22 protein-coding genes are annotated in these 17,646 nt (G+C 64.8%); 10 read left to right on the top strand and 12 right to left on the bottom strand.

All coding sequences use genetic code 11. The annotated features are described in order from the left end of the window. Positions 1-107: 107 nt before the first annotated feature. A complete protein-coding gene (locus AB7531_RS25015; protein ID WP_063983602.1) occupies positions 108-548 on the bottom strand; it encodes a DUF1810 domain-containing protein in 441 nt (146 codons plus the stop codon). A gap of 193 nt (positions 549-741) precedes the next feature. On the opposite strand from AB7531_RS25015, the gene AB7531_RS25010 reads away from it, so the two are divergent. The 3 genes from AB7531_RS25010 to AB7531_RS25000 all read left to right on the top strand — a co-directional run bounded on the left by AB7531_RS25010 (position 742) and on the right by AB7531_RS25000 (position 3,316). Next, positions 742-1,725, top strand: a complete 984-nt coding sequence (locus tag AB7531_RS25010) for a DUF2778 domain-containing protein (RefSeq protein ID WP_063986406.1) — start codon at positions 742-744, stop codon at positions 1,723-1,725. Between the two features lie 64 nt (positions 1,726-1,789). Next, positions 1,790-2,047 carry a hypothetical protein gene (locus AB7531_RS25005; RefSeq protein ID WP_014495671.1) on the top strand — a complete coding sequence of 86 codons (258 nt, stop codon included), beginning with the start codon at positions 1,790-1,792 and terminating at the stop codon, positions 2,045-2,047. Between the two features lie 177 nt (positions 2,048-2,224). Next, the gene (locus AB7531_RS25000) at positions 2,225-3,316 is read left to right on the top strand and encodes a TRAP transporter substrate-binding protein (protein ID WP_063983601.1); all 1,092 of its coding nucleotides are present in this window, start codon (positions 2,225-2,227) and stop codon (positions 3,314-3,316) included. A 180-nt stretch (positions 3,317-3,496) separates the two neighbouring features. Here AB7531_RS25000 and AB7531_RS24995 read toward each other — a convergent pair whose 3' ends face one another. The 6 genes from AB7531_RS24995 to AB7531_RS24970 form a co-directional block, all read right to left on the bottom strand. Beyond that, positions 3,497-4,279, bottom strand: coding sequence for an ABC transporter ATP-binding protein (locus AB7531_RS24995; protein WP_063983600.1), 783 nt, complete (start codon positions 4,277-4,279; stop codon positions 3,497-3,499). Beyond that, positions 4,267-5,322 (bottom strand): dihydrodipicolinate synthase family protein, encoded by a 1,056-nt coding sequence (locus tag AB7531_RS24990; RefSeq protein ID WP_063983599.1) that lies wholly within the window; start codon positions 5,320-5,322, stop codon positions 4,267-4,269. The genes AB7531_RS24995 and AB7531_RS24990 overlap by 13 nt, the downstream gene beginning before the upstream one ends. A gap of 6 nt (positions 5,323-5,328) precedes the next feature. Continuing rightward, on the bottom strand, positions 5,329-6,150 hold the full coding sequence (locus AB7531_RS24985) for a GNAT family N-acetyltransferase (protein ID WP_063983598.1): 822 nt from the start codon (positions 6,148-6,150) through the stop codon (positions 5,329-5,331). After that, positions 6,137-7,174, bottom strand: coding sequence for an NAD-dependent epimerase/dehydratase family protein (locus AB7531_RS24980; RefSeq protein WP_063983597.1), 1,038 nt, complete (start codon positions 7,172-7,174; stop codon positions 6,137-6,139). The genes AB7531_RS24985 and AB7531_RS24980 overlap by 14 nt, the downstream gene beginning before the upstream one ends. A gap of 16 nt (positions 7,175-7,190) precedes the next feature. After that, the gene (locus AB7531_RS24975) at positions 7,191-7,961 is read right to left on the bottom strand and encodes an ABC transporter permease (protein ID WP_063983596.1); all 771 of its coding nucleotides are present in this window, start codon (positions 7,959-7,961) and stop codon (positions 7,191-7,193) included. 84 nt (positions 7,962-8,045) lie between these two features. Next, positions 8,046-8,693 carry a TetR/AcrR family transcriptional regulator gene (locus AB7531_RS24970; protein ID WP_063983595.1) on the bottom strand — a complete coding sequence of 216 codons (648 nt, stop codon included), beginning with the start codon at positions 8,691-8,693 and terminating at the stop codon, positions 8,046-8,048. A 100-nt stretch (positions 8,694-8,793) separates the two neighbouring features. On the opposite strand from AB7531_RS24970, the gene AB7531_RS24965 reads away from it, so the two are divergent. Then, on the top strand, positions 8,794-9,810 hold the full coding sequence (locus tag AB7531_RS24965) for an ABC transporter substrate-binding protein (RefSeq protein WP_063983594.1): 1,017 nt from the start codon (positions 8,794-8,796) through the stop codon (positions 9,808-9,810). A gap of 40 nt (positions 9,811-9,850) precedes the next feature. Here the strand turns inward: AB7531_RS24965 and panB are convergent, their stop codons facing one another. Continuing rightward, positions 9,851-10,672 carry a 3-methyl-2-oxobutanoate hydroxymethyltransferase gene (panB, locus tag AB7531_RS24960; protein WP_063983593.1) on the bottom strand — a complete coding sequence of 274 codons (822 nt, stop codon included), beginning with the start codon at positions 10,670-10,672 and terminating at the stop codon, positions 9,851-9,853. Between the two features lie 331 nt (positions 10,673-11,003). Here panB and minC point away from each other — a divergent pair, with 331 nt between their 5' ends. The 4 genes from minC to AB7531_RS24940 all read left to right on the top strand — a co-directional run bounded on the left by minC (position 11,004) and on the right by AB7531_RS24940 (position 13,215). Further along, positions 11,004-11,702 carry a septum site-determining protein MinC gene (gene minC / locus AB7531_RS24955; protein ID WP_063983592.1) on the top strand — a complete coding sequence of 233 codons (699 nt, stop codon included), beginning with the start codon at positions 11,004-11,006 and terminating at the stop codon, positions 11,700-11,702. A 21-nt stretch (positions 11,703-11,723) separates the two neighbouring features. After that, a complete protein-coding gene (gene minD, locus AB7531_RS24950; protein WP_063983591.1) occupies positions 11,724-12,539 on the top strand; it encodes a septum site-determining protein MinD in 816 nt (271 codons plus the stop codon). Beyond that, positions 12,536-12,817 (top strand): cell division topological specificity factor MinE, encoded by a 282-nt coding sequence (minE, locus tag AB7531_RS24945; protein ID WP_063983590.1) that lies wholly within the window; start codon positions 12,536-12,538, stop codon positions 12,815-12,817. Before minD ends, minE begins: the two co-directional genes overlap by 4 nt. A 212-nt stretch (positions 12,818-13,029) precedes the next feature. Further along, entirely contained in the window at positions 13,030-13,215 is a 186-nt protein-coding gene (locus tag AB7531_RS24940) for a hypothetical protein (RefSeq protein ID WP_028161169.1), read from the top strand. Between the two features lie 16 nt (positions 13,216-13,231). On the opposite strand, the gene AB7531_RS24935 is transcribed toward AB7531_RS24940, so the two are convergent. Then, positions 13,232-13,480, bottom strand: coding sequence for a hypothetical protein (locus tag AB7531_RS24935; protein WP_231144930.1), 249 nt, complete (start codon positions 13,478-13,480; stop codon positions 13,232-13,234). Between the two features lie 110 nt (positions 13,481-13,590). Beyond that, the gene (locus AB7531_RS24930) at positions 13,591-13,980 is read right to left on the bottom strand and encodes a hypothetical protein (RefSeq protein WP_063983589.1); all 390 of its coding nucleotides are present in this window, start codon (positions 13,978-13,980) and stop codon (positions 13,591-13,593) included. Between the two features lie 129 nt (positions 13,981-14,109). On the opposite strand from AB7531_RS24930, the gene AB7531_RS24925 reads away from it, so the two are divergent. Then, on the top strand, positions 14,110-14,892 hold the full coding sequence (locus AB7531_RS24925) for an SDR family NAD(P)-dependent oxidoreductase (protein ID WP_063986405.1): 783 nt from the start codon (positions 14,110-14,112) through the stop codon (positions 14,890-14,892). A gap of 94 nt (positions 14,893-14,986) precedes the next feature. Here AB7531_RS24925 and AB7531_RS24920 read toward each other — a convergent pair whose 3' ends face one another. Both AB7531_RS24920 and AB7531_RS24915 read right to left on the bottom strand, forming a co-directional pair. Further along, positions 14,987-15,217 carry a DUF6894 family protein gene (locus tag AB7531_RS24920; protein WP_027530842.1) on the bottom strand — a complete coding sequence of 77 codons (231 nt, stop codon included), beginning with the start codon at positions 15,215-15,217 and terminating at the stop codon, positions 14,987-14,989. Between the two features lie 377 nt (positions 15,218-15,594). Beyond that, positions 15,595-16,635, bottom strand: a complete 1,041-nt coding sequence (locus tag AB7531_RS24915; protein WP_231144932.1) for a hypothetical protein — start codon at positions 16,633-16,635, stop codon at positions 15,595-15,597. A 335-nt stretch (positions 16,636-16,970) separates the two neighbouring features. Here AB7531_RS24915 and AB7531_RS24910 point away from each other — a divergent pair, with 335 nt between their 5' ends. After that, positions 16,971-17,588, top strand: coding sequence for a L,D-transpeptidase (locus AB7531_RS24910; protein ID WP_166105773.1), 618 nt, complete (start codon positions 16,971-16,973; stop codon positions 17,586-17,588). Positions 17,589-17,646: the final 58 nt, after the last annotated feature.

The following is a 17,646-nucleotide window of genomic DNA, read 5'->3' as shown; positions in this document are numbered from 1 at the left end:
GAAAATTATTCTGCGCAAACGATAGGCAGCCGGTGTTAATCCGGAGTTTACGCTGCCGGCCGCCATGCTCCGCCTGCATGCGTCCATTCGTCTAGGCGTAGGTCGCGCTAGCGCGCCGGCCGATCGAGCCTGGCGAGCATCTCCAGCGTGGCACCGTCGCGCTCGCCTGCGAAATATCGGGCAAGCGCCTGGTCGAAGACGGGTTCGTCGGAGACCGCGCCGAACAACGTCATCGACGAGCGGAATTTGGCGTCATCGGGCGCGCCGAGGATCGCGTTGATGGTTCGTCCCTCGACGGCAAGCACGAGCGTGGTGCATTCAATGAGTCGCGGACCGAGTACGGGGTGGGCGAGGTAGGCTCTGGCCTCGGCGCGCGAGCCGATGGCGTAGCGCTGCGACATGGTGCTGAAGCCGAGGCCGGCGATCTGCGGGAAGACGAACCACATCCAGTGAGTCTGTTTCCGGCCCCGGGCCAGCTCCCCCTGGACGTCGTGAAAAACCGGGTCCTGGGCCCCGACAAAGCGCTCTAGGTCGAAAGGATCGGTCATTGGATACCTCAAGGGGGGGGCTTGCCGGCCGCGATTATGCCTAAGTTTTGGCTCCCAATGCGATGGCTGGTATAGAGTCTCCGGACGGGGGTTGGGCCCCTCCGGGGGTTGATTTGGGGATCTGATGGTTTCCGACCGCGCAAGCGCCGAAAGGCTGTTGTCGCGCCGCCGTATTGGGCGAGCGGAGACGATACTGCTGTCTTTGGCAGCCGTCGCGCTGGCACTGGGAGCGGCCGCCTGGGTCGCTGACATGGGCGATTCGACGCCGCTGGTCACCGCCTCACTGCCTCCGGCCACCGCACTGCCTCCGGCCAATGGCCCTTCGTTTGACGACCGTTTCGCTTCAGTATCCAGCAGCCCGCCGGCCCGTGACTTCGGCCTGCGGACGCTGGAGCGCTCCGCGGTGAGCGTGGTCCAGCTCAAGCTGCGCGACGCCAAGGCGATGCTGGCCCAAAAACTCCAGGGCGACGACTGGCGCTCGACCCTGACCGGCTCGACCCTGACCGATGACGACCGGCACGTGGTTGACGAGACGAGGCCGTCGCAGCGCGCCGACGCCATCCCGGTGCCGCGCTCGCGCCCGGCCCAGGCAGACCTCGCGTCCCAGATCGCCTCGAGCCAGGCCTACGCCGAGACCAATCCCAGGGTCGACAACCGCAATTTCTTCGAAAAATTCACCGACAAGATCAAGCTGGCCTCGCTGACTCCCGGCGACGGCCTGCTCAGCAGGGCGCCTGATCTCGCCGCGCTCGGCTACGATTCACGCACGGCGGTCTATGACATCAAGGCCAAGGCGCTTTACCTGCCGAGCGGCATCGCGCTGGAAGCGCATTCGGGCATGGGCGCGCTAATGGACGACCCCGACCATGTCGACCAGCGCATGGTTGGCGCGACCCCGCCGGCGACTTACGATTTGAAGCCGCGCGAAAAGCTGTTCCACGGCGTCCGTGCCCTGCGCTTGACGCCCACTGACGGCACCAGTGCGCTCGGCCGCGTCGGCCTGCTCACCCATAACTACATGCTCGGGCCACGCGGCGACTCCAATGGCTGCGTCTCGATCAAGGACTATGATCGCTTCCTGAAGTCCTGGGACAATGGCGAGTTCAACCGCCTGGTCGTCGTGCCTAGCCTGCGCGGATCGGCGACCGTCTCGCAGCGCGCGAGCACCGACTCCTGATATTTGCTGGACGGCGGGGCTGCCGTTTCCCCTTCGTTAAGCCGACCTCGTCCAGAAGCAGCCCATGAGTGATCCCCAAAGTTCCGAGACCCCGCTGCGTACGACGTTCAAGATCAAGCTGAACGGCGACACGCTGGCGATTGCGACCGTCGGCCAGGCCTATCAATTCCTCACCAACTTCAAATCGGTCGAGTGGATGGAATTCCGCTCGCTCCATGAAGAGGCGGTCGCGGCGCTCGAGGGCGCCGCCGACAACGCCATGCTCGCGGTGCAGGCGACCAACGCCGTGCGCGCGCTGTTCGTGAGCGCGAAGCTGCTCTGAGCGGCCTTTCAACGCGCTCTCGTCGCCCGGATTGCGCTGCGCTCCATCCGGCCTATGGACGCCGGCAGGCCTTCCGCTCTCAGCTTGAACTCCGCTATAGGAACGGGCAAACGGTCCGCGAAGACCGTGGCCAGACCCCGATATGTTTGAAACTTACCTGCAGGGAGAGACCCCAACATGAAACGCCGTACATTCCTCAAGGGCGGCGCGGTCGCCGGCGCGACGACGCTGGTTGCTGCACCTGCGATTGCGCAAGGCGCGCCCGAGATCAAATGGCGCCTGACCTCGAGCTTCCCCAAGTCGCTCGACACCATCTACGGCACGGCGCAGACCTTTGCGAAATACGTCGCGGAAGCCACCGACAACAAATTCCAGATCCAGACCTTTGCGGCCGGCGAGCTCGTCCCCGGCCTCCAGGCGCTCGATGCCGTCAGCGTCGCGTCCGTCGAGATGGCGCAGACGCCGCTGTATTTCTACATCGGCAAGGAGCCGGCGCTGGCCTACGCCACCGGCGCGCCGTTCGGCATGAACCATCGCCACCAGGAATCCTGGTGGTATTTCGGCGGCGGCGCCGAACTCACCAACGAGGCGCTGAAGCCGTTCAAGACGCACGCCATCCTCTGCGGCAATTCCGGCACCCAGATGGGCGGCTGGTTCCGCAAGGAGATCAAGACCGTCGACGATCTCAAGGGCCTCAAATTCCGCATCGCCGGCATGGGCGGCCACGTGCTGGCCAGACTCGGCATCGTGCCGCAGCAACTCGCCGGCGGCGACGTCTATGCGGCGCTGGAGAAGGGCTCGATCGACGCCGCTGAATTCGTCGGTCCCTATGACGACGAGAAGCTCGGTTTCCAGAAGGTCGCCAAGTACTATTACTTCCCCGGCTGGTGGGAAGGCGGCGCGATGCTGCACATGATCGTCAATGACGAGAAGTGGGCGAGCTTGCCGAAGCAGTACCAGGCGATCGTCAATCAGGCTGCCTCGGCGGCCGGTGCCTGGATGCTGGAGAAATACGACAGCGTGAATCCGGCAGCGCTGAAGCGGCTGATCGCCAACGGCGCGGAGCTGAAGGCGTTCCCGCAGCCGGTGCTGGAAGCCTGCTACAACGCGACCCAGGAGCATCTGAACGAGCTCGCCGCCAAGAGCGATTTGTTCAAGCGCACCAAGGAAAGCCACGACGCCTATATGAAGGAGCTGCTGTTCTACACGCAGATCGCGGAAAACTTCTACGACAACTATCTGCTCAGCAAGATGCGGAATAAGACTTGATGACGAGCGGGGCGCGATGACTACGCCGCGCCCCGCTCTCGTAGGGTGGGCAAAGGCGCACTTGCGCCGTGCCCACGTTCTTTGCGTCACGTGCAATGGTGGGCACGCTTCCGCCTTCGCTCTTCGAGCTACGGCGGACAAGTCGCTTTGCCCACCCTACGGCACCTGTCGTGTGGCGCCTTACGCCGCACCCAGCCCCAGCTTCGCGTAGATCCGCCTTGCATAGGCGCCGAACGCGTCGGTCGTCTTGAGCGGCAGGTCGCGCGGGAAGGGCAGGTCGATCGGGAAGTAGTCGGCCATCTTCGCAGGCCCCGCCGTCAGCACGGCGCAATGCGAGGACAGGAACACGGCTTCCTGGATCGAGTGCGTGACGAAGATGATGGTCTTGCCGCTCTCGCGCCAGATCCGCAGCATTTCCAGATTCATCTGCTCGCGCGTCAGGGCGTCCAGCGCCCCGAACGGCTCGTCCATCAGGATCAGCTTTGGATCGTGAATGAAGGCCCGCGCGATTGCGGTGCGCTGCTGCATGCCGCCCGAGAGCTCTCGCGGATATTTCTGCTCGTAGCCGGCAAGCCCGACCAGGTTGAGCAGATCGCGCGCCCGCTCGCGCGCGGCCTTGATCGGCAGGCCAACGATCTCGGCCGGCAACAGCACGTTGTCCAGGATGGTGCGCCACTTCAGCAGCAGCGCTTGCTGGAACACCATGCCGATGTCGCGGGTCGGATCGAACGGGCTTTTGGCATTGCCAATTCTGATGGTGCCGCCGTCGGAGCTGTGCAGGCCGGCCAAAATCTTCATCACCGTGGTCTTGCCGCAGCCGGAGGGGCCGACCAGCGAGACGAGCTCACCTTCCTGCACGTCCATCGTGACGTCGGACACCGCCAAGAACTCGGCGCCGCCGCTGCGATAAACCTTTCGGACGCCGCTCAGGCTGATGAAGGGCTCGGCGCTCATGCCAGCCATTTATTCAGATTGGGGGCGACGAACGCATCGTCGCCGAGGTCGGCGTGCTCGCGATAGACGCGGTCGATCTCCTCCTTCTGGCCGGGGCTGAGGCCCTCGTTCGGGTCGAGGCACCACAGGCCCTGCATCAGGCCCTGACGCCGCAGCACCTCGTGGCAACCGGCGATGCAGCCGTGAAAATTATTGGCGACGTCGAAGAAGGCGCTGTTGCAGTCGGTGACGCGGGCATCGAGGGCGAGCAGATCGGCCGGCACGGCCTCCTTGTGCCGCGCCGCCTTGCAGCGCTCGAACTGTTTGATGGCGCTCGCGGTCCACACCGACCAATGGCCGAGCAGGCCGCCTCTAAAATAGGTGCGCGTGGTGATGCCGTTGTCGCGCAGGTCGAACGGCAGCATCAGGTCGAGCAGGATGTGGTCGTCATTGCCGGTGTAGAGCGCGACGCGGTCGAGCGCACCGGCCGCCGCGACGCCGCGCAGCACGTCGAGCGTGCGATAGCGGTTGAACGGCGCGATCTTGATCGCGATCACATTGTCGATCGCGGCGAAGCGCTGCCAGAACCGGCTCGACAGGATGACGCCGCCGACGGCCGGCTGGAGATAGAAACCGACCAGCGGGATCTCGGCGGCGACCGCCGTGCAATGCGCAATGATCTCATCCTCGGAGGCGCTCTTCATCGCGGCGAGGCTGAGGAGCCCCGCGTGATAGCCGATATCGCGCGCGGTGCGGGCCTCAGCCGCTGCCTGCCGGGTCGGGCCGGCGAGGCCCGCGACCATCGCCAGCGGACGCTTGGTCCAGTTCGCAGCGGTCTCGGCGGCGAGCTCGAGCACGGGACGGTAGAGGCCGACGTCCCGGATCGCAAATTGCGTGGTGTGGACGCCGACCGCAAGGCCGCCCGAGCCGGCGTCGATGTAGTAGCGCGTCAGCGCGCGTTGATGCTTCTTGTCGAGCTGGCGCTCCGCCGTGAGCGCGAGGGGGTGCGCCGGCAGCACGGTGCCGTCGGCGATCAGCTTGCGGACGTCGCTGTTGATCTGGCTGTGGTGCATGATGTCCTATCCGAATTCAGGGCCGGCGACGGCGAATGGCGTATCCTTGGCAGCGGTGGTGGCGGGGCCGAACCGCATGCGCTGGAACGGCCGCTCGATGGTCCAGCCCGAGGCGGTCAATCCGTCCAGGAATGCGGCTTGCGACGCAACGGCATCGATCAGAATCGGGCCGGTCTCGGAGCGCACGATCGCATGAACCAGGGCCAGCGCTGGCGCGGCATTGTTGGCAAGCAACGGTCCGATATGGCGCGCGGTTCGGCCGTCGCGAACCAGCGCGATGGCGCCATGTGCGGCGACGATGCGCGAGCCGGAGCGCAGGGCGATGGCGGCGAGGAGCGCGGTGCGGTCGAAACCGGTGGCGCGCCGGTCCCGCGCTCGCAGCGCATCGATGGTCGCCGATGAAGGCGGTGGGGCTTCGGCTCGCCCGGATTTCACCAGCTTCAGCCGGCGCAATTGCAGCGTCGGCGTGAAGCCGAGCGGGCCGTAGACGGCGGCGCCGTCGGGCGTCGCGTCGAGCCAGCTCGTCAGCCCGTTCTTGCGCGCGGTTTCCAGGCAGGCATCGACGAGACGGGTGGCGAGGCCGCGGCGGCGATGCGTGCCCGATACCAGCACCATGCTGATCCAGGCGTTGTTGCCGGAATAGGGCAGCAGCGCCGCGGTCGCGACCAGCCGTAGGCCGTCGCGAATACCGAACACCACGCCCTCGTGCAGGAAGATTCGCCAGTCCTCCTCGGTCTGGTTCCAGTGCGCTTCCGTCGACAGCACCAGCCCGGCGATCGCGTCGTCGACGGCGAGCTTGAGGATGGGCGGACCGTCAGTAGCGTCCATCGCGCACCTCGTATTTGGTGGGCTTGCCGAGGCTTGGCATGGCGCGGGACACCCAGTCCGCGGTCCAGGCGATCAACTGTTCGGTGTCCACGACCGGCAGGCCGAACAGCTCGACAGCTTTCGACGTGTCGGTGAGCCAGGCCGTCGGCTCTTCCTTGCCTGTCAGCACCGGCGCGCGGCCGAAGCGCGCGCCGAATTTTGCGGCGAGATCTCGTACCGCCAAAATCTCGTGGCCGCTGACGTTGATCGGCGAGGTCGGCGCCGTGCAATGCGCAAGGCAGCGCAGCGCCTGCGAGGAAGCATCGCCCTGCCAGATGAAATTGACGTGGCCGAGACTGACATCGATCGGCGTTCCCGTGAGGACCTTTGTCGCGATATCGTGCAGCACGCCATAGCGCATGTCGATCGCGTAATTGAGCCGGAACAGCCGGCCCGGCGTCGAAAACTTGCGCGAAAAATACTCGAACATGCGCTCGCGGCCGACGCAGGACTGGGCGTATTCGCCGGGCGGATTCGGCGCCATGTCCTCGGTCGCGCCTTTGCCGTCGACGGGGACGAAGGGATAGATGCAGCCGGTCGAGAACGCCACGATGCGCGACGTCGGGAAGGCCTGTGCGACGAGGGCCGGCACATGCGCGTTCATCGCCCAGGTCAGCGACAGGTCGCCCTCGGCGCCGAACTTGCGGCCGGCCATGAAGACGATGTTGGGCGCCTTAGGCAGCGCTTGAATCGCCGTCTCGTCCATCAGGTCGCAATTGATCGTCTCGACGCCGCGCGCCTGCAGCCAGTCCTTGACGCTGGGGTCACTGAATCGCGCGACGCCGATGACGCGGCGATCGGGTGCGGCGGCTTTCGCGAGCCCCGCCAGCGTCGGTCCCATCTTGCCGGCGACGCCGAGGATCATGATGTCGCCCTCGACCTTCTTGAGGTCGTCGATCAGCGCCTGGGTCGGCCGGCACAGAAGATCGTCGAGGGCTGCGATATCCGGGATCGTCTTCGGCAGCGTCTGGCGGGTGAGCAGCATGGATCGGTCCTTGTCGTTAGTTCTGCCTGGCATCGCCGACCACGAACATGCGTTCGAGCGCGAGGACCAGGCCGTAGAGAGCGACGCCGAGCAGGGTCAGCAGCACGACGGCCATCACCATCGCGGGCGTGTCGAGCGACGACTGCACCTGGATCATGAGATAGCCGAGCCCGCGCTCCGAGGCGATGAACTCGCCGACGATGGCGCCCGCCACCGCGAGGATCGCGCCGACCTTCATGCCGGAGAACACGTAAGGCAGCGATCCCGGCAACTGGATCTTGCGGAACAGCGTCCAGCGCGAACCGCGCAGCGATTTGACGAGGTCGAGCAGGTCCGGCTCGACCTCGCGCAGGCCGCGCGCGGTGGTCAGCAGGATCGGGAAGAAGCAGATGCTGAAGGCGATCAAAATGTTCGGCACGATGCCGTAGGAGAACCAGACGATGAAGAGCGGGCCGAGCGCGACCTTCGGGATCATGTTCATCGTCACGAACAGCGGCAGCAGCACGAGGCTCAGCAGCGGTGCCCAGCTGAAAATCACCGCTAGCGCGACGCCGACGAACGCGCCGAGCGCGAAGCCGCCGAGGATCTCGATCGCCGTGACCAGCGTGTTGGCGCCCCAGGCATAGCTCGCGGTGCCCAGCGTCTGCACCGTCGCGAGCGGGGAGGGCAGGATGAATTTCGGCACGTGGAAGGCATCGACCGCGACCTGCCAGAGCACGAGCACGGCGAGATGCACGATCAGGATGATCGCAAAGCTGCGCGAGGTGCTTGCCCCGTCTCCCGCCACCGGTTGCTCCCTGTCACTGCGGCGACGATGCCGCTGGAAGTTAAGCCTAGCCGGCCTTTCGGAAAGTTTCAACCAGTTGGTTGATTAGGGCCGGAGCGAATGCAGCAAGAGGTCGACGACATGCCTGCGGCGGGCGCGCCTTGCCGCCCGGCTCGAGAGGTCCTTGCCGAAGATCGCCGACAGCGTCGGCGTGTTGGAGAGATAGAAATAGCTGAGGCCCGCGATGGAGATATAGAGCTGGATCGGATCGATCCCCTTGCGGAACACGCCGGTGCGGACGCCCTCGTGGAGGATGTGGGAGACGCTCTTCACCAGCGGCGAATGCATCGCCTCCAGCCGCGTCGAGCCGCGGACGTGGCGGGCGCCGCCGCGGTTCTCGTCGTTCAGGAGCACGATGAAATCGGGGTTTGTTGCGAGGTAATCGAACGAGGCCTCGATCAGCTTCCGGATCGCCTTTTCCGGCGGCAGGCCTTCGAGGTTGAGCTGGCGCTCCTGCTCGCGGATATCGGCGTAGACCCATTCGAGCACGGCGAGATAGAGCGCGTCCTTGTCGCCGAAGTAGTGGTAGACGAGCTGCTTGTTGACCCCCGCGCGCTCGGCGATCTCGTCGACGCGGGCGCCGGCAAAGCCGTGCCGGGCGAACTCCAGGCGCGCCGCGGTGAGCAGCTTCTTTCGGGTGGCGACGGGATCGCGCCGCTGCGGCACGGTGTCGCCTGAACGTTTTGCGGGCATTTCCAACCAGACAGTTGACAAGTCGAGGGCGGGCTTGTTGCATTGGTATCCTCACATGGGGAGAGCGACAAGCCGGGTCGCGGCAATGAGGAGGGATGCGATGAAGCGTTTGCAGGCTGCGGGCTCGGCTTTGGCTTTGGCCCTGATGCTCGGTGTGCCGGCGGTGCCGGCGAGCGCGGGCGAGGCGGTCAATCTGATCCTGAACTGGACGCCGACGGCCGACCATTCGCCGTTCTATTACGCCAAGGCGCAGGGCTGGTTCGAGAAGGCCGGCATCGACCTCACCATCGAGGTCGGCAAGGGCTCCGGCGTCTCCGCCGCCAAGGTCGGCTCGGGCGGCTCAGCCTTCGGCATCGCCGATCTCGCCACCATGCTGGTCGCCAAGAGCAAGGGCGCCGACGACGTCGCGCTGATGAGCATCTACGCCAACACCGGCCAGACGTTTTATTGGCTGAAGAGCTACGGCGTGAATGGCGTGAAGGAGTTTCCGAGCCACAAGATCGGCAACCCGCCCGGCGACGCCTCGCGCGTGATGTGGCCGGCCTTTGCCAAGGCCGCAGGCATCGCGCCTGATGCCGTCAGCTTCGTCAATATCGGGCCGACCGCGAAAATCGCGGCGCTGAAGAGCCACACCGTCGACATCATCAGCGACTTCTACAACGAGCACGATCTGAAGGTGACAGAGTTCGGAAGCGATCTCGGCTTCGTCAACTGGAAGGACATCGGGCTCAACCCCTACGGCAATTCGCTGATCGTCAACGGCGCTTATCTCCAGAAGAACCCCAAGCTGGTCGAGGAGTTCGTGCGCGTCTCGCAGAAGGCCTTTGCGGCCTGCGTCGCCGACGTCACGCCGTGCCTGAAGGCGCTGCTCGACCAGGTCTCCGGTCTCGACAAGGAGAACCAGGAACGCCAGTGGGAGCGCATCAAGTATTTGATGACCGACGAGTTCACGACCACCAAGGGTCTCGGCTGGATCGACGGCGAGCGGATGAAGAAGGACTATGAGCTGGTCCAGACCTATCTCGGCATGGAGAAGCCGTTCGACGTGACGACGGCGTTCACGACGAAGATGCTGGATCCCGCCGTCAAGATGGATGCGAGCAAGGTGAAGAAGTAGGGGGAGCCGTGAGCGGTCCCTGACCGCTTGCTGCGTATCGTCAGCTTTTCTTCATCTCGTAGACGTGTTCGGGCCCGGGAAAGGCGCGTGAGCGCACGTCGGTGGCATATCCTTGGATCGCCGCTTCGATGGCCGGACCAAGATTGCCGTACCGCCGGACGAATTTCGGGGTTCGCGGCGACAGCCCGAGCATGTCCTCGAGCACGAGCACCTGACCGTCGCAGGCAGCGCTCGCACCGATGCCTATGGTGGGGATCGCAATCGTCTCCGTAATCCTGCGCGCCAACGGTTCGGCCACGGCTTCGACGACGACCGAGAATGCACCGGCATCGGCGACGGCCTTCGCGTCGTCCTCGATCGGGCCCCAGTCCACCTCGTTGCGCCCCTGGGCACGAAACGAACCGAGCGTGTTGATGGATTGCGGTGTCAGACCAATGTGGCCCATCACCGGGATGCCGCGCCCGCACAGGAATGCAATCGTCTCCGCCATGCGAACGCCGCCTTCGAGCTTCACTGCGCCGCATTGCGTCTCCTTCATGATCCGCACCGCGGAGTTGAACGCCTGCTCCCTGGAAGCTTCATACGAGCCGAACGGCATGTCGACCACGACCAGCGCCTGCTTCGAGCCCCGCATCACCGCGGCGCCCTGGAGGATCATCATGTCGAGCGTAACAGGCACCGTCGTCTCGAAGCCGTGCATGACGTTGCCAAGGGAATCGCCGACCAGGATGACATCGCAATGCCGATCCACCAGCGCGGCCGTATGCGCGTGATAGGACGTCAGCATCACGATCGGCTCGCCCCGCTTGCGTGCACGGATGTCCGGCGCGGTCTTGCGCCTGATGGAAGACTGAATTGACATGATCGGGCTCCATATCCGGGGGACGCGGATCGAAGCCAGATGCCAAGGGCATGTCAATGCGGGATGATTGGGGCTGCGATCAAAATCGACGCGAGCAGAGGTGAAGAAGGAGGGGCAGGGGCGCCGTCATTGCGAGGAGCGCAGCGACGAAGCAATCCAGAGTCTTTCCGCATCGGCAGTCTGGATTGCTTCGCTGCGCTCGCAATGACGATGTGGCGAGAGCCAGCGCCAATCCATCACCTACCCACGTAACCCCTGGAGAAATTAACCCGTCGTTAACCAAATCCGCCGCATCGTTAACCATTCAATAACAGGGATCGAGTCGGCCGCTATGGAGGCTGCAGCAAAAGTCCAACGCCAAATGGTTCGCCTGCGCGGGCGCTCCTACGTGGCCTTCGTGTTCGTGCCGACGGTTCCGATCCAGGACTGGCTGCAGGAGATCGACGCCACGATTGCGCGCTCGCCGGGTTTCTTCGCCGGCCGGCCCGTGGTGATCGATCTGTCCTCGGTCGATCTCAGCCAGTCCGGCATCGCCCATCTGCTCACGAGCCTCCAGGATCGCAACATCCGGGTGCTCGGGATCGAGGGGGTGGAGGAGGGCCGGCTGACGCCGACGATGCCGCCGCTGCTCTCGGGAGGGCGCAGCTGCGTGGTCGAGCCGAGCGCGCCGAAGAAGGCCGAGGCGAAGGCCGTAACCAAGCCGACCTCGCTCCTGCTCGATAGCCCGGTGCGCTCGGGCCAGACCGTGATCTTCCCGGAGGGCGACGTCACCATTCTGGGCTCGGTCGGCTCCGGCGCCGAAGTCGTCGCCGGCGGTTCCATCCACATCTACGGCGCGCTCCGCGGCCGTGCCATGGCGGGGGTCAATGGGCACACGAGCGCCCGCATCTATTGTCAGAAGATCGAGGCTGAACTGCTTGCAATTGATGGATTTTACCAGACTGCGGACGACATCGACGCCGCTTTGCGCGGCAAGCCGGCGCAGGCCTGGCTGCAGGGGAATACCATGCGAATTACAGCACTGAACTGACCAGCAAAGGAGACATTTCAGATGAGTAAGGTACTGGTCGTGACATCAGGCAAGGGCGGGGTCGGCAAGACCACGACGACCGCCGCGTTGGGGGCTGCGCTGGCGCAGCGCGGCGACAAGGTCGTCGTCGTCGATTTCGACGTCGGCCTGCGCAACCTCGACCTCGTCATGGGCGCCGAACGCCGCGTCGTGTTCGATCTCATCAACGTGGTGCAGGGTGTCGCAAAGCTGCCGCAGGCGCTGATCCGCGACAAGCGGCTGGAGAATCTCTGGCTGCTGCCGGCCTCGCAAACCCGCGACAAGGACGCGTTGACGGAAGAGGGCGTCGGCAAGGTCATCGACGATTTGCGCGACCGCTTCGACTGGGTGATCTGCGACAGCCCGGCCGGCATCGAGCGCGGCGCCTCCATGGCGATGCGCTTTGCGGACGAGGCCGTGATCGTCACCAATCCGGAAGTCTCCTCGGTGCGCGATTCCGACCGCATCATCGGCATGCTCGATTCCAAGACGGTGCGGGCCGAGAAGGGCGAGCACGTCCAGAAGCACATTCTCATCACCCGCTACGATGCCTCGCGCGCCGCGCGCGGCGAGATGCTGACCATCGACGACATCCTCGAAATCCTCGCAACGCCCTTGCTCGGCATCATCCCCGAGAGCCAGGACGTGTTGAAGGCCTCCAATGTCGGCACGCCGGTGACGCTGTCGAACGTGGACGGCGCACCCGCACGGGCCTATATCGATGCGGCGCGGCGGCTGTGCGGCGACACCGTGGCGATGCAGGTTCCGGCCGAGCGCAGGCGCTTCATGGATCGTCTGCTGCGACGGAGGGCTGCATGAGCATGGGTCTGCTTCGGCTTCTCCGCGGCAAGAAGGCCTCTGCCCCGGTCGCTCGCGAGCGATTGCAGATCCTGCTTGCCCATGAACGCGGATTGCGCGGCCAGCCCGATCTGCTCGGCGTGCTGCGCGAGGAAATTCTTGCTGTCGTGTCCAGGCACGTCACGCTGGACCCGACCAAGGTCATCGTCCGGCTTGAGCGCGGCGACGAGGTATCGACCCTGGAGGTCGATATCGAGGTGCCGAACGATTTGGAGCGCAAGCGCGCGGCGGTCGGGTAGGGGATCCGGCCGGTACACTGCAAATTTGGGGTGGGTGAGAAGGCGGTCCGCTGGGCATAGCGGACCGCCTTTGTCTTACTTGCTCGTCACGTCAAATTCCAGGCCTGCCGATGTGATCGGTCGTGGGCGGAACGGGACCTGCGGCGAAATCGTTGTCGGAGGCCGCGGAGCGCCAAGCCAGGCGCTGCGGTTTCCTGAACAGGAGAGCGCCCATGATATCCGAGATCCAGGTCCACACCATCGCGCGCCAGATGCTGGAAAAACATGGTTTCGCTGCGATTGCGAAGGCCGCCGAGCAGGCGCAGGCCTGTGAGGGCCGCGGCGAGGCCGATGAGGCCAAGGAGTGGCGTCACATCGAGGACGCCATGAAGATCATCCGCGGCCCGCACCAGAGCTGATCCGCGGCCAGCGCGCTCAGCGCTCCCCGCGGTCGGCGCCCGGCTGCGTAGTGCGATTTTGTGTCTGCGGCTGGGGACGCTCGCCTGTCTCTTTGCAGGGCAGCGGTTCCCACGAGCCGTCGGGTGCTTGCTGGTAAGCACTGCAGGATGACGAGGTGGATTTTTCCTCGCCTTTCTGGGCATCGGAGTTCTTCGCCAGGGCGGGCGCGGTCAGCACAGCGGCGGCCGCAAATGCGCCGGCGAAAACAAAATGGATACTCCGCATGTGGGCTCTCCTGTTCGAATTCGAAGAGGCCGCATGGTGTCGAGGATTATGACGATAGTTGGCCGCCGCGACGGTTCCGCCACGGCGTGCTTAACGCCGCGAGAGAGCGCCTAGCCGCCCTTGCTGCGGATCAGGCCGGCGAGGTTGGTCTTCTGGGCCTCGCACCAGCCGGGCATGCCGAGGCGGCGCTGGTCCATGTCGGTCGCCTGCGTCGCGACCGCGACCTCGGCCATCAAATCATCGTCCTGCTTCTCGCCCATCTTGCCGCCGGTGTGCATCCAGGCGATCGCCTTGCGCACCTTCTCGGTGGTGCCGTCCGGCAGCTGCATCTGCTGCGCCTTCTGCACGAGGTCCTGATAGACGAGATCGGTGTTCGGACATTCCACCTTGGCGGCGAAGGCCTGCAAGACCATCGTCACATAGGTCGAGCGTGCACGGTCCGCCGCTTGGGCCGGCGCGGCGAGCAGTAACAGACCTGCGATCAGGAAACCGGTGCGCATCCTTGGTATCTCCTCCGTTTTTTTGGGAGGCTAGCGTCCGGCAAGCCACTCCGCAATGGTGCCGGGACGTATTTGTCGCTCCCCGGTGCGGTGCGCTATCGTCACCCCGTCCTGGCCACGGAGAGCGACATGAGCCTGTTGAGCACGCCGTTCGACCCCGCACGCGACACGGCGCTCGTCACCGGCGCAGGCAACGGCATCGGCCGCGCGATTGCGCAGGCGCTGGTCGGCGAGGGCGTTCGGACCGTGTTCGCCGATATGAGCCTGGAACGGGTGAATGCGGCGATCAGCGCGAGCGGCAGGCCTGAACTGGCGGTGCCGTGGGTCGGCGATCTCGCCAGGTCAGACGCTTGCGATGCCCTGCTGGCCGCCGCAGAGGCGCTCGGTGGGGTGACGCATTTCGTGCACAGCGCATCGCCGCCGCGGCGGGAGGCCGATCATGCGCTCGCGGTCGACCGCAAGACCTGGCACGAGATGCATGCCGTCAATCTCGATGCAGGATTCCATCTGGCGCGCGGGCTGGCAAAACGGCTGATCGCGGCGAAACGGCCCGGCTCGTTCCTGTTTCTCACCTCGCTGCACGCGGGCACGCCGCGCAACCTGCCGCATTATTCGACGGCGAAGGCGGGGATGGCAATGCTGGTGAAGGAGCTCGCGAAGACGCTCGGGCGTCACGACATCCGCGTCAACGCGCTGGTGCCCGGCGCGATCGCGGCGGGCGGGTTCGTTGCCGATGCCTCGCTGGCGAAGCACATTCCGCTCGGGCGTCTCGGCGAGGCCAAGGACCTCGCGCCGATGGCGCTTGCGGTGCTGTCGAACAAGCTCTCGGGTTACGTCACCGGCGCAGCCTTCGTCGTCGACGGCGGATTGTCGCTGACGAACTGGTTCGAGCCGCCGGAGCTGGACGACTAAGGCCCCGTTCCGATGACTCGGAAGGATGCTTTTGAGTCACAGTTCGACGCACTTCTACGCGAAGCGGTTTCCAAATCGCTCGAAACGCCGTGGCCTAGCGTCGCCAGGCCGGCACGGGATCGAGCGGCGTGCGATAGACCTCGTTGTGATCGCGATCGGTGACGCGCACCGCGCAACCCTTCCGTTGCAGCTCCGGCTTCACCTGCGACAGCTCGGTAGCCAATTGAACGGCGCGATCGGAAGCGACCTCGATGTCTTCGAGGATGATTCCACCCTGGTTCTTGAACTCTTCACCAACCACGAGATCGAAGGAATAGTAGGGCATTCGATTTCCCCGGTGTGACGACGTGAGCTTCAGTGGAAGTCTCAACACATCTCGGATGATACCACTGAGTCGATATTTTCGAATGAACGGGGCGCGCAATCTCTGTGCTTATGGCGCAGAAATCATGTGCAGCATTCGGGTGCGTTAAGATTTTATTAAATATGTCGACGTGATCATAAGGCATGGAATTGCAGCAGAACCGGGCTCCGGGAACCGGCAGCTGCAAGAGAAGGCCGGCGGCATAAATCCCGACGGCCTTTTCTCTTGACGGAAGACGATCGAAATATCGGTCTCCGTAATTGCCCGGACTCAACGCGTCGCATCGACTCGGACAGCTTGGACGACGTCGCGAAAGCGACGCCGCGCTCGCGACTGGTTTAACGCACCGGCATCGGCGGACGCACGACAGGTCCGTCGTCATCGGCAACGGCTTGCGTCGTGGCGACCGGTGCTGCCGTCGGCGCCGCCGCGGCAGCCTGCGAAGGCGGCGGAGGTGCAAGCGGCGCGGGCGAATAGGCCGGCATGTAGGTTTGCGACACGACCGGCTTCGGTTTGCGAACCGGAGCCGCCGGAGATCTCGGCGGGAGCGTGGACACACGCGCGCGCGGATCGACCGGCTTGGCCTCAGCCACCGGCTTTGGCGCGGGCGGTTTCGCCATCTCGCGCGCCATCTGCTCCTGCCCGGCCTTCAGCTCGGCGATGTTGGCCTTGAGCGCTTCGATCTGCTGCGCCATCGCTGCGAGATCGCGCGTCATCGATTGGACCGACTGCGCGGGATCGGGCTGTGTTGCGACAGGTGCGGCTGCTGCAACCTGAACCGGAGGCGGCGTCGCGGGTTGAGCAGCTTGATCCGCCGCTTGATCCGTTGCGACTGGCTCCGCGGGCGGCGCGGCCTGCGCAGCGGTGACCGGCGCGGCGGTCACCGGTGCCGCCGTTTGCGATGTCGAAGGCAACAGCGAAGTCAACGCAGTCAATGCAGGTGTCCATTCGGCGAGGATCTGCCTGGCCGTGTCGCCATGTTTCTCCCAGGCGACAGTGGCGGCCGCGCTTCCGCCCGCAAACAAGATCATGACGAACGCGCCGCGCAGCCATTTGCCGGCGGAGGATCGCTTCTGCCGGCGACCATCGCTGGCGGCGACGCGCACGGCGGTGTCGACCGAGGGCGCTGCCGTCTGCGGCTCCAAGACGGGACTGAATTTCGGCTCCGGATTAATGGTGCGCTCCGGCGCGAACTTCGGATCTATTTTCGGCTCTGGACGGGTTGCGATCTCAGGCGCCAACGCGGGCGCACCACCGATGGGGCGCGAAGCCAGCACCATGTCGGGTGAAATCTCAACGGCGTCGTGCGGATCGTTGTCCTTGACCGTGTCCTTCACGATCTCATCGACGATTTGCCTAGAGTTCAGCGTCGCGAGCATCGCAGCTCCTTTGAAGTCCGAGTGTTTAATGTATGGGCGTCCGCATTGGCGCGAGCCGATCTGTCGAGGTGAACCCATCCCAAATCCGATGAGTCAGCACGATGACCCACGAGTCCAGCCGGGTTTGACCAAAGCAAGGCGAGGGGATGGAGACTGTGCGACGCTTCTCCGCCGTTTGTGGTGATGGAACCAGGCCGGTGGAACACGCGCACGTGTTCCACACTGCCTTTTTTTCAGCACGATTTGGGCAGCATCTAGTGGGGCTGGGGGCGCTGCTATCCGCTATCGGGGGGCCGGTGGTGCCAAAATCTCTAATCGTATTGTTCGTCATGGCCATGCTTCCGCTCGCCGGCTGCATGCAGACGACGCTTTCTCCATCGACGGATGCGAGCATGACGCCGCGCGACCGGCAGTTGCTTGCGCACACGCCCTACGCGCAGGCGAACGTGCCTGAGCAATATCTCCGTCATATCGTCGACTACCCGCGCAAGGAGCAGCCGGGCACGATCCTGGTCGATACCGATGCGCGCTACCTCTATTTCGTGCTGCCCGAAGGCAAGGCGATCCGCTACGGCGTCGCGGTCGGCGAGGAAGCCATGGCCTTCTCCGGCGTCGCGCGCGTTGGCCGTCTGGCGGAATGGCCCGACTGGGTTCCGACAGCGGAGATCCAGGCGCGGCTAGGACCGTATCCGGCGCGCGTCGCCGGTGGCCCCGCCAATCCGCTGGGCGCGCGGGGCATCTATCTCTACCTCGGCAACAAGGACACGCTCTACCGTATCCACGGCACCAACCAGCCGGAATATATCGGGCAGGCGATCTCGTCCGGCTGCATTCGGATGCGCAACGAGGACGTGATCGATCTGTTCGACCGGGTGAAGCTGAATGCCACGGTGGTGGTGTTGCCGCCCGGGCAGAATGCACGGGTCGACGCGGGGTCTAGCTGGCGCGGGTAGGCGCAGTGCGATCGGTCATTCCACTGCTCACGAGACTTTCGTCGTGGGCAGGGTTGAG

It is taken from the genome of Bradyrhizobium sp. 63_E2_N1_3, assembly GCF_052076005.1.
In the GTDB taxonomy this organism is placed as follows: Bacteria; Pseudomonadota; Alphaproteobacteria; order Rhizobiales; family Xanthobacteraceae; genus Bradyrhizobium; species Bradyrhizobium barranii.
The sequence above is the reverse complement of the archived record's forward strand: the minus strand, read 5'-3'. Positions and strand labels throughout refer to the sequence as shown.

What these genes read in the sequence shown, in the direction of transcription:
- AB7531_RS24965 (WP_063983594.1), top strand. Translation starts at nt 8,794, where the DNA reads ATGAAGCGTTTGCAGGCTGCGGGCTCGGCTTTGGCTTTGGCCCTGATG.
- AB7531_RS25015 (WP_063983602.1), bottom strand. Translation starts at nt 548, where the DNA reads ATGACCGATCCTTTCGACCTAGAGCGCTTTGTCGGGGCCCAGGACCCG.
- AB7531_RS24935 (WP_231144930.1), bottom strand. Translation starts at nt 13,480, where the DNA reads ATGCGGAGTATCCATTTTGTTTTCGCCGGCGCATTTGCGGCCGCCGCT.
- AB7531_RS24980 (WP_063983597.1), bottom strand. Translation starts at nt 7,174, where the DNA reads ATGCTGCTCACCCGCCAGACGCTGCCGAAGACGATCCCGGATATCGCA.
- AB7531_RS24985 (WP_063983598.1), bottom strand. Translation starts at nt 6,150, where the DNA reads ATGGACGCTACTGACGGTCCGCCCATCCTCAAGCTCGCCGTCGACGAC.
- AB7531_RS25000 (WP_063983601.1), top strand. Translation starts at nt 2,225, where the DNA reads ATGAAACGCCGTACATTCCTCAAGGGCGGCGCGGTCGCCGGCGCGACG.
- AB7531_RS24995 (WP_063983600.1), bottom strand. Translation starts at nt 4,279, where the DNA reads ATGGCTGGCATGAGCGCCGAGCCCTTCATCAGCCTGAGCGGCGTCCGA.
- minD (WP_063983591.1), top strand. Translation starts at nt 11,724, where the DNA reads ATGAGTAAGGTACTGGTCGTGACATCAGGCAAGGGCGGGGTCGGCAAG.
- AB7531_RS24920 (WP_027530842.1), bottom strand. Translation starts at nt 15,217, where the DNA reads ATGCCCTACTATTCCTTCGATCTCGTGGTTGGTGAAGAGTTCAAGAAC.
- AB7531_RS24970 (WP_063983595.1), bottom strand. Translation starts at nt 8,693, where the DNA reads ATGCCCGCAAAACGTTCAGGCGACACCGTGCCGCAGCGGCGCGATCCC.
- AB7531_RS24940 (WP_028161169.1), top strand. Translation starts at nt 13,030, where the DNA reads ATGATATCCGAGATCCAGGTCCACACCATCGCGCGCCAGATGCTGGAA.
- AB7531_RS24990 (WP_063983599.1), bottom strand. Translation starts at nt 5,322, where the DNA reads ATGCACCACAGCCAGATCAACAGCGACGTCCGCAAGCTGATCGCCGAC.
- panB (WP_063983593.1), bottom strand. Translation starts at nt 10,672, where the DNA reads ATGTCAATTCAGTCTTCCATCAGGCGCAAGACCGCGCCGGACATCCGT.
- AB7531_RS25005 (WP_014495671.1), top strand. Translation starts at nt 1,790, where the DNA reads ATGAGTGATCCCCAAAGTTCCGAGACCCCGCTGCGTACGACGTTCAAG.
- minC (WP_063983592.1), top strand. Translation starts at nt 11,004, where the DNA reads ATGGAGGCTGCAGCAAAAGTCCAACGCCAAATGGTTCGCCTGCGCGGG.
- AB7531_RS24925 (WP_063986405.1), top strand. Translation starts at nt 14,110, where the DNA reads ATGAGCCTGTTGAGCACGCCGTTCGACCCCGCACGCGACACGGCGCTC.
- AB7531_RS24915 (WP_231144932.1), bottom strand. Translation starts at nt 16,635, where the DNA reads ATGCTCGCGACGCTGAACTCTAGGCAAATCGTCGATGAGATCGTGAAG.
- minE (WP_063983590.1), top strand. Translation starts at nt 12,536, where the DNA reads ATGAGCATGGGTCTGCTTCGGCTTCTCCGCGGCAAGAAGGCCTCTGCC.
- AB7531_RS24910 (WP_166105773.1), top strand. Translation starts at nt 16,971, where the DNA reads ATGCTTCCGCTCGCCGGCTGCATGCAGACGACGCTTTCTCCATCGACG.
- AB7531_RS24930 (WP_063983589.1), bottom strand. Translation starts at nt 13,980, where the DNA reads ATGCGCACCGGTTTCCTGATCGCAGGTCTGTTACTGCTCGCCGCGCCG.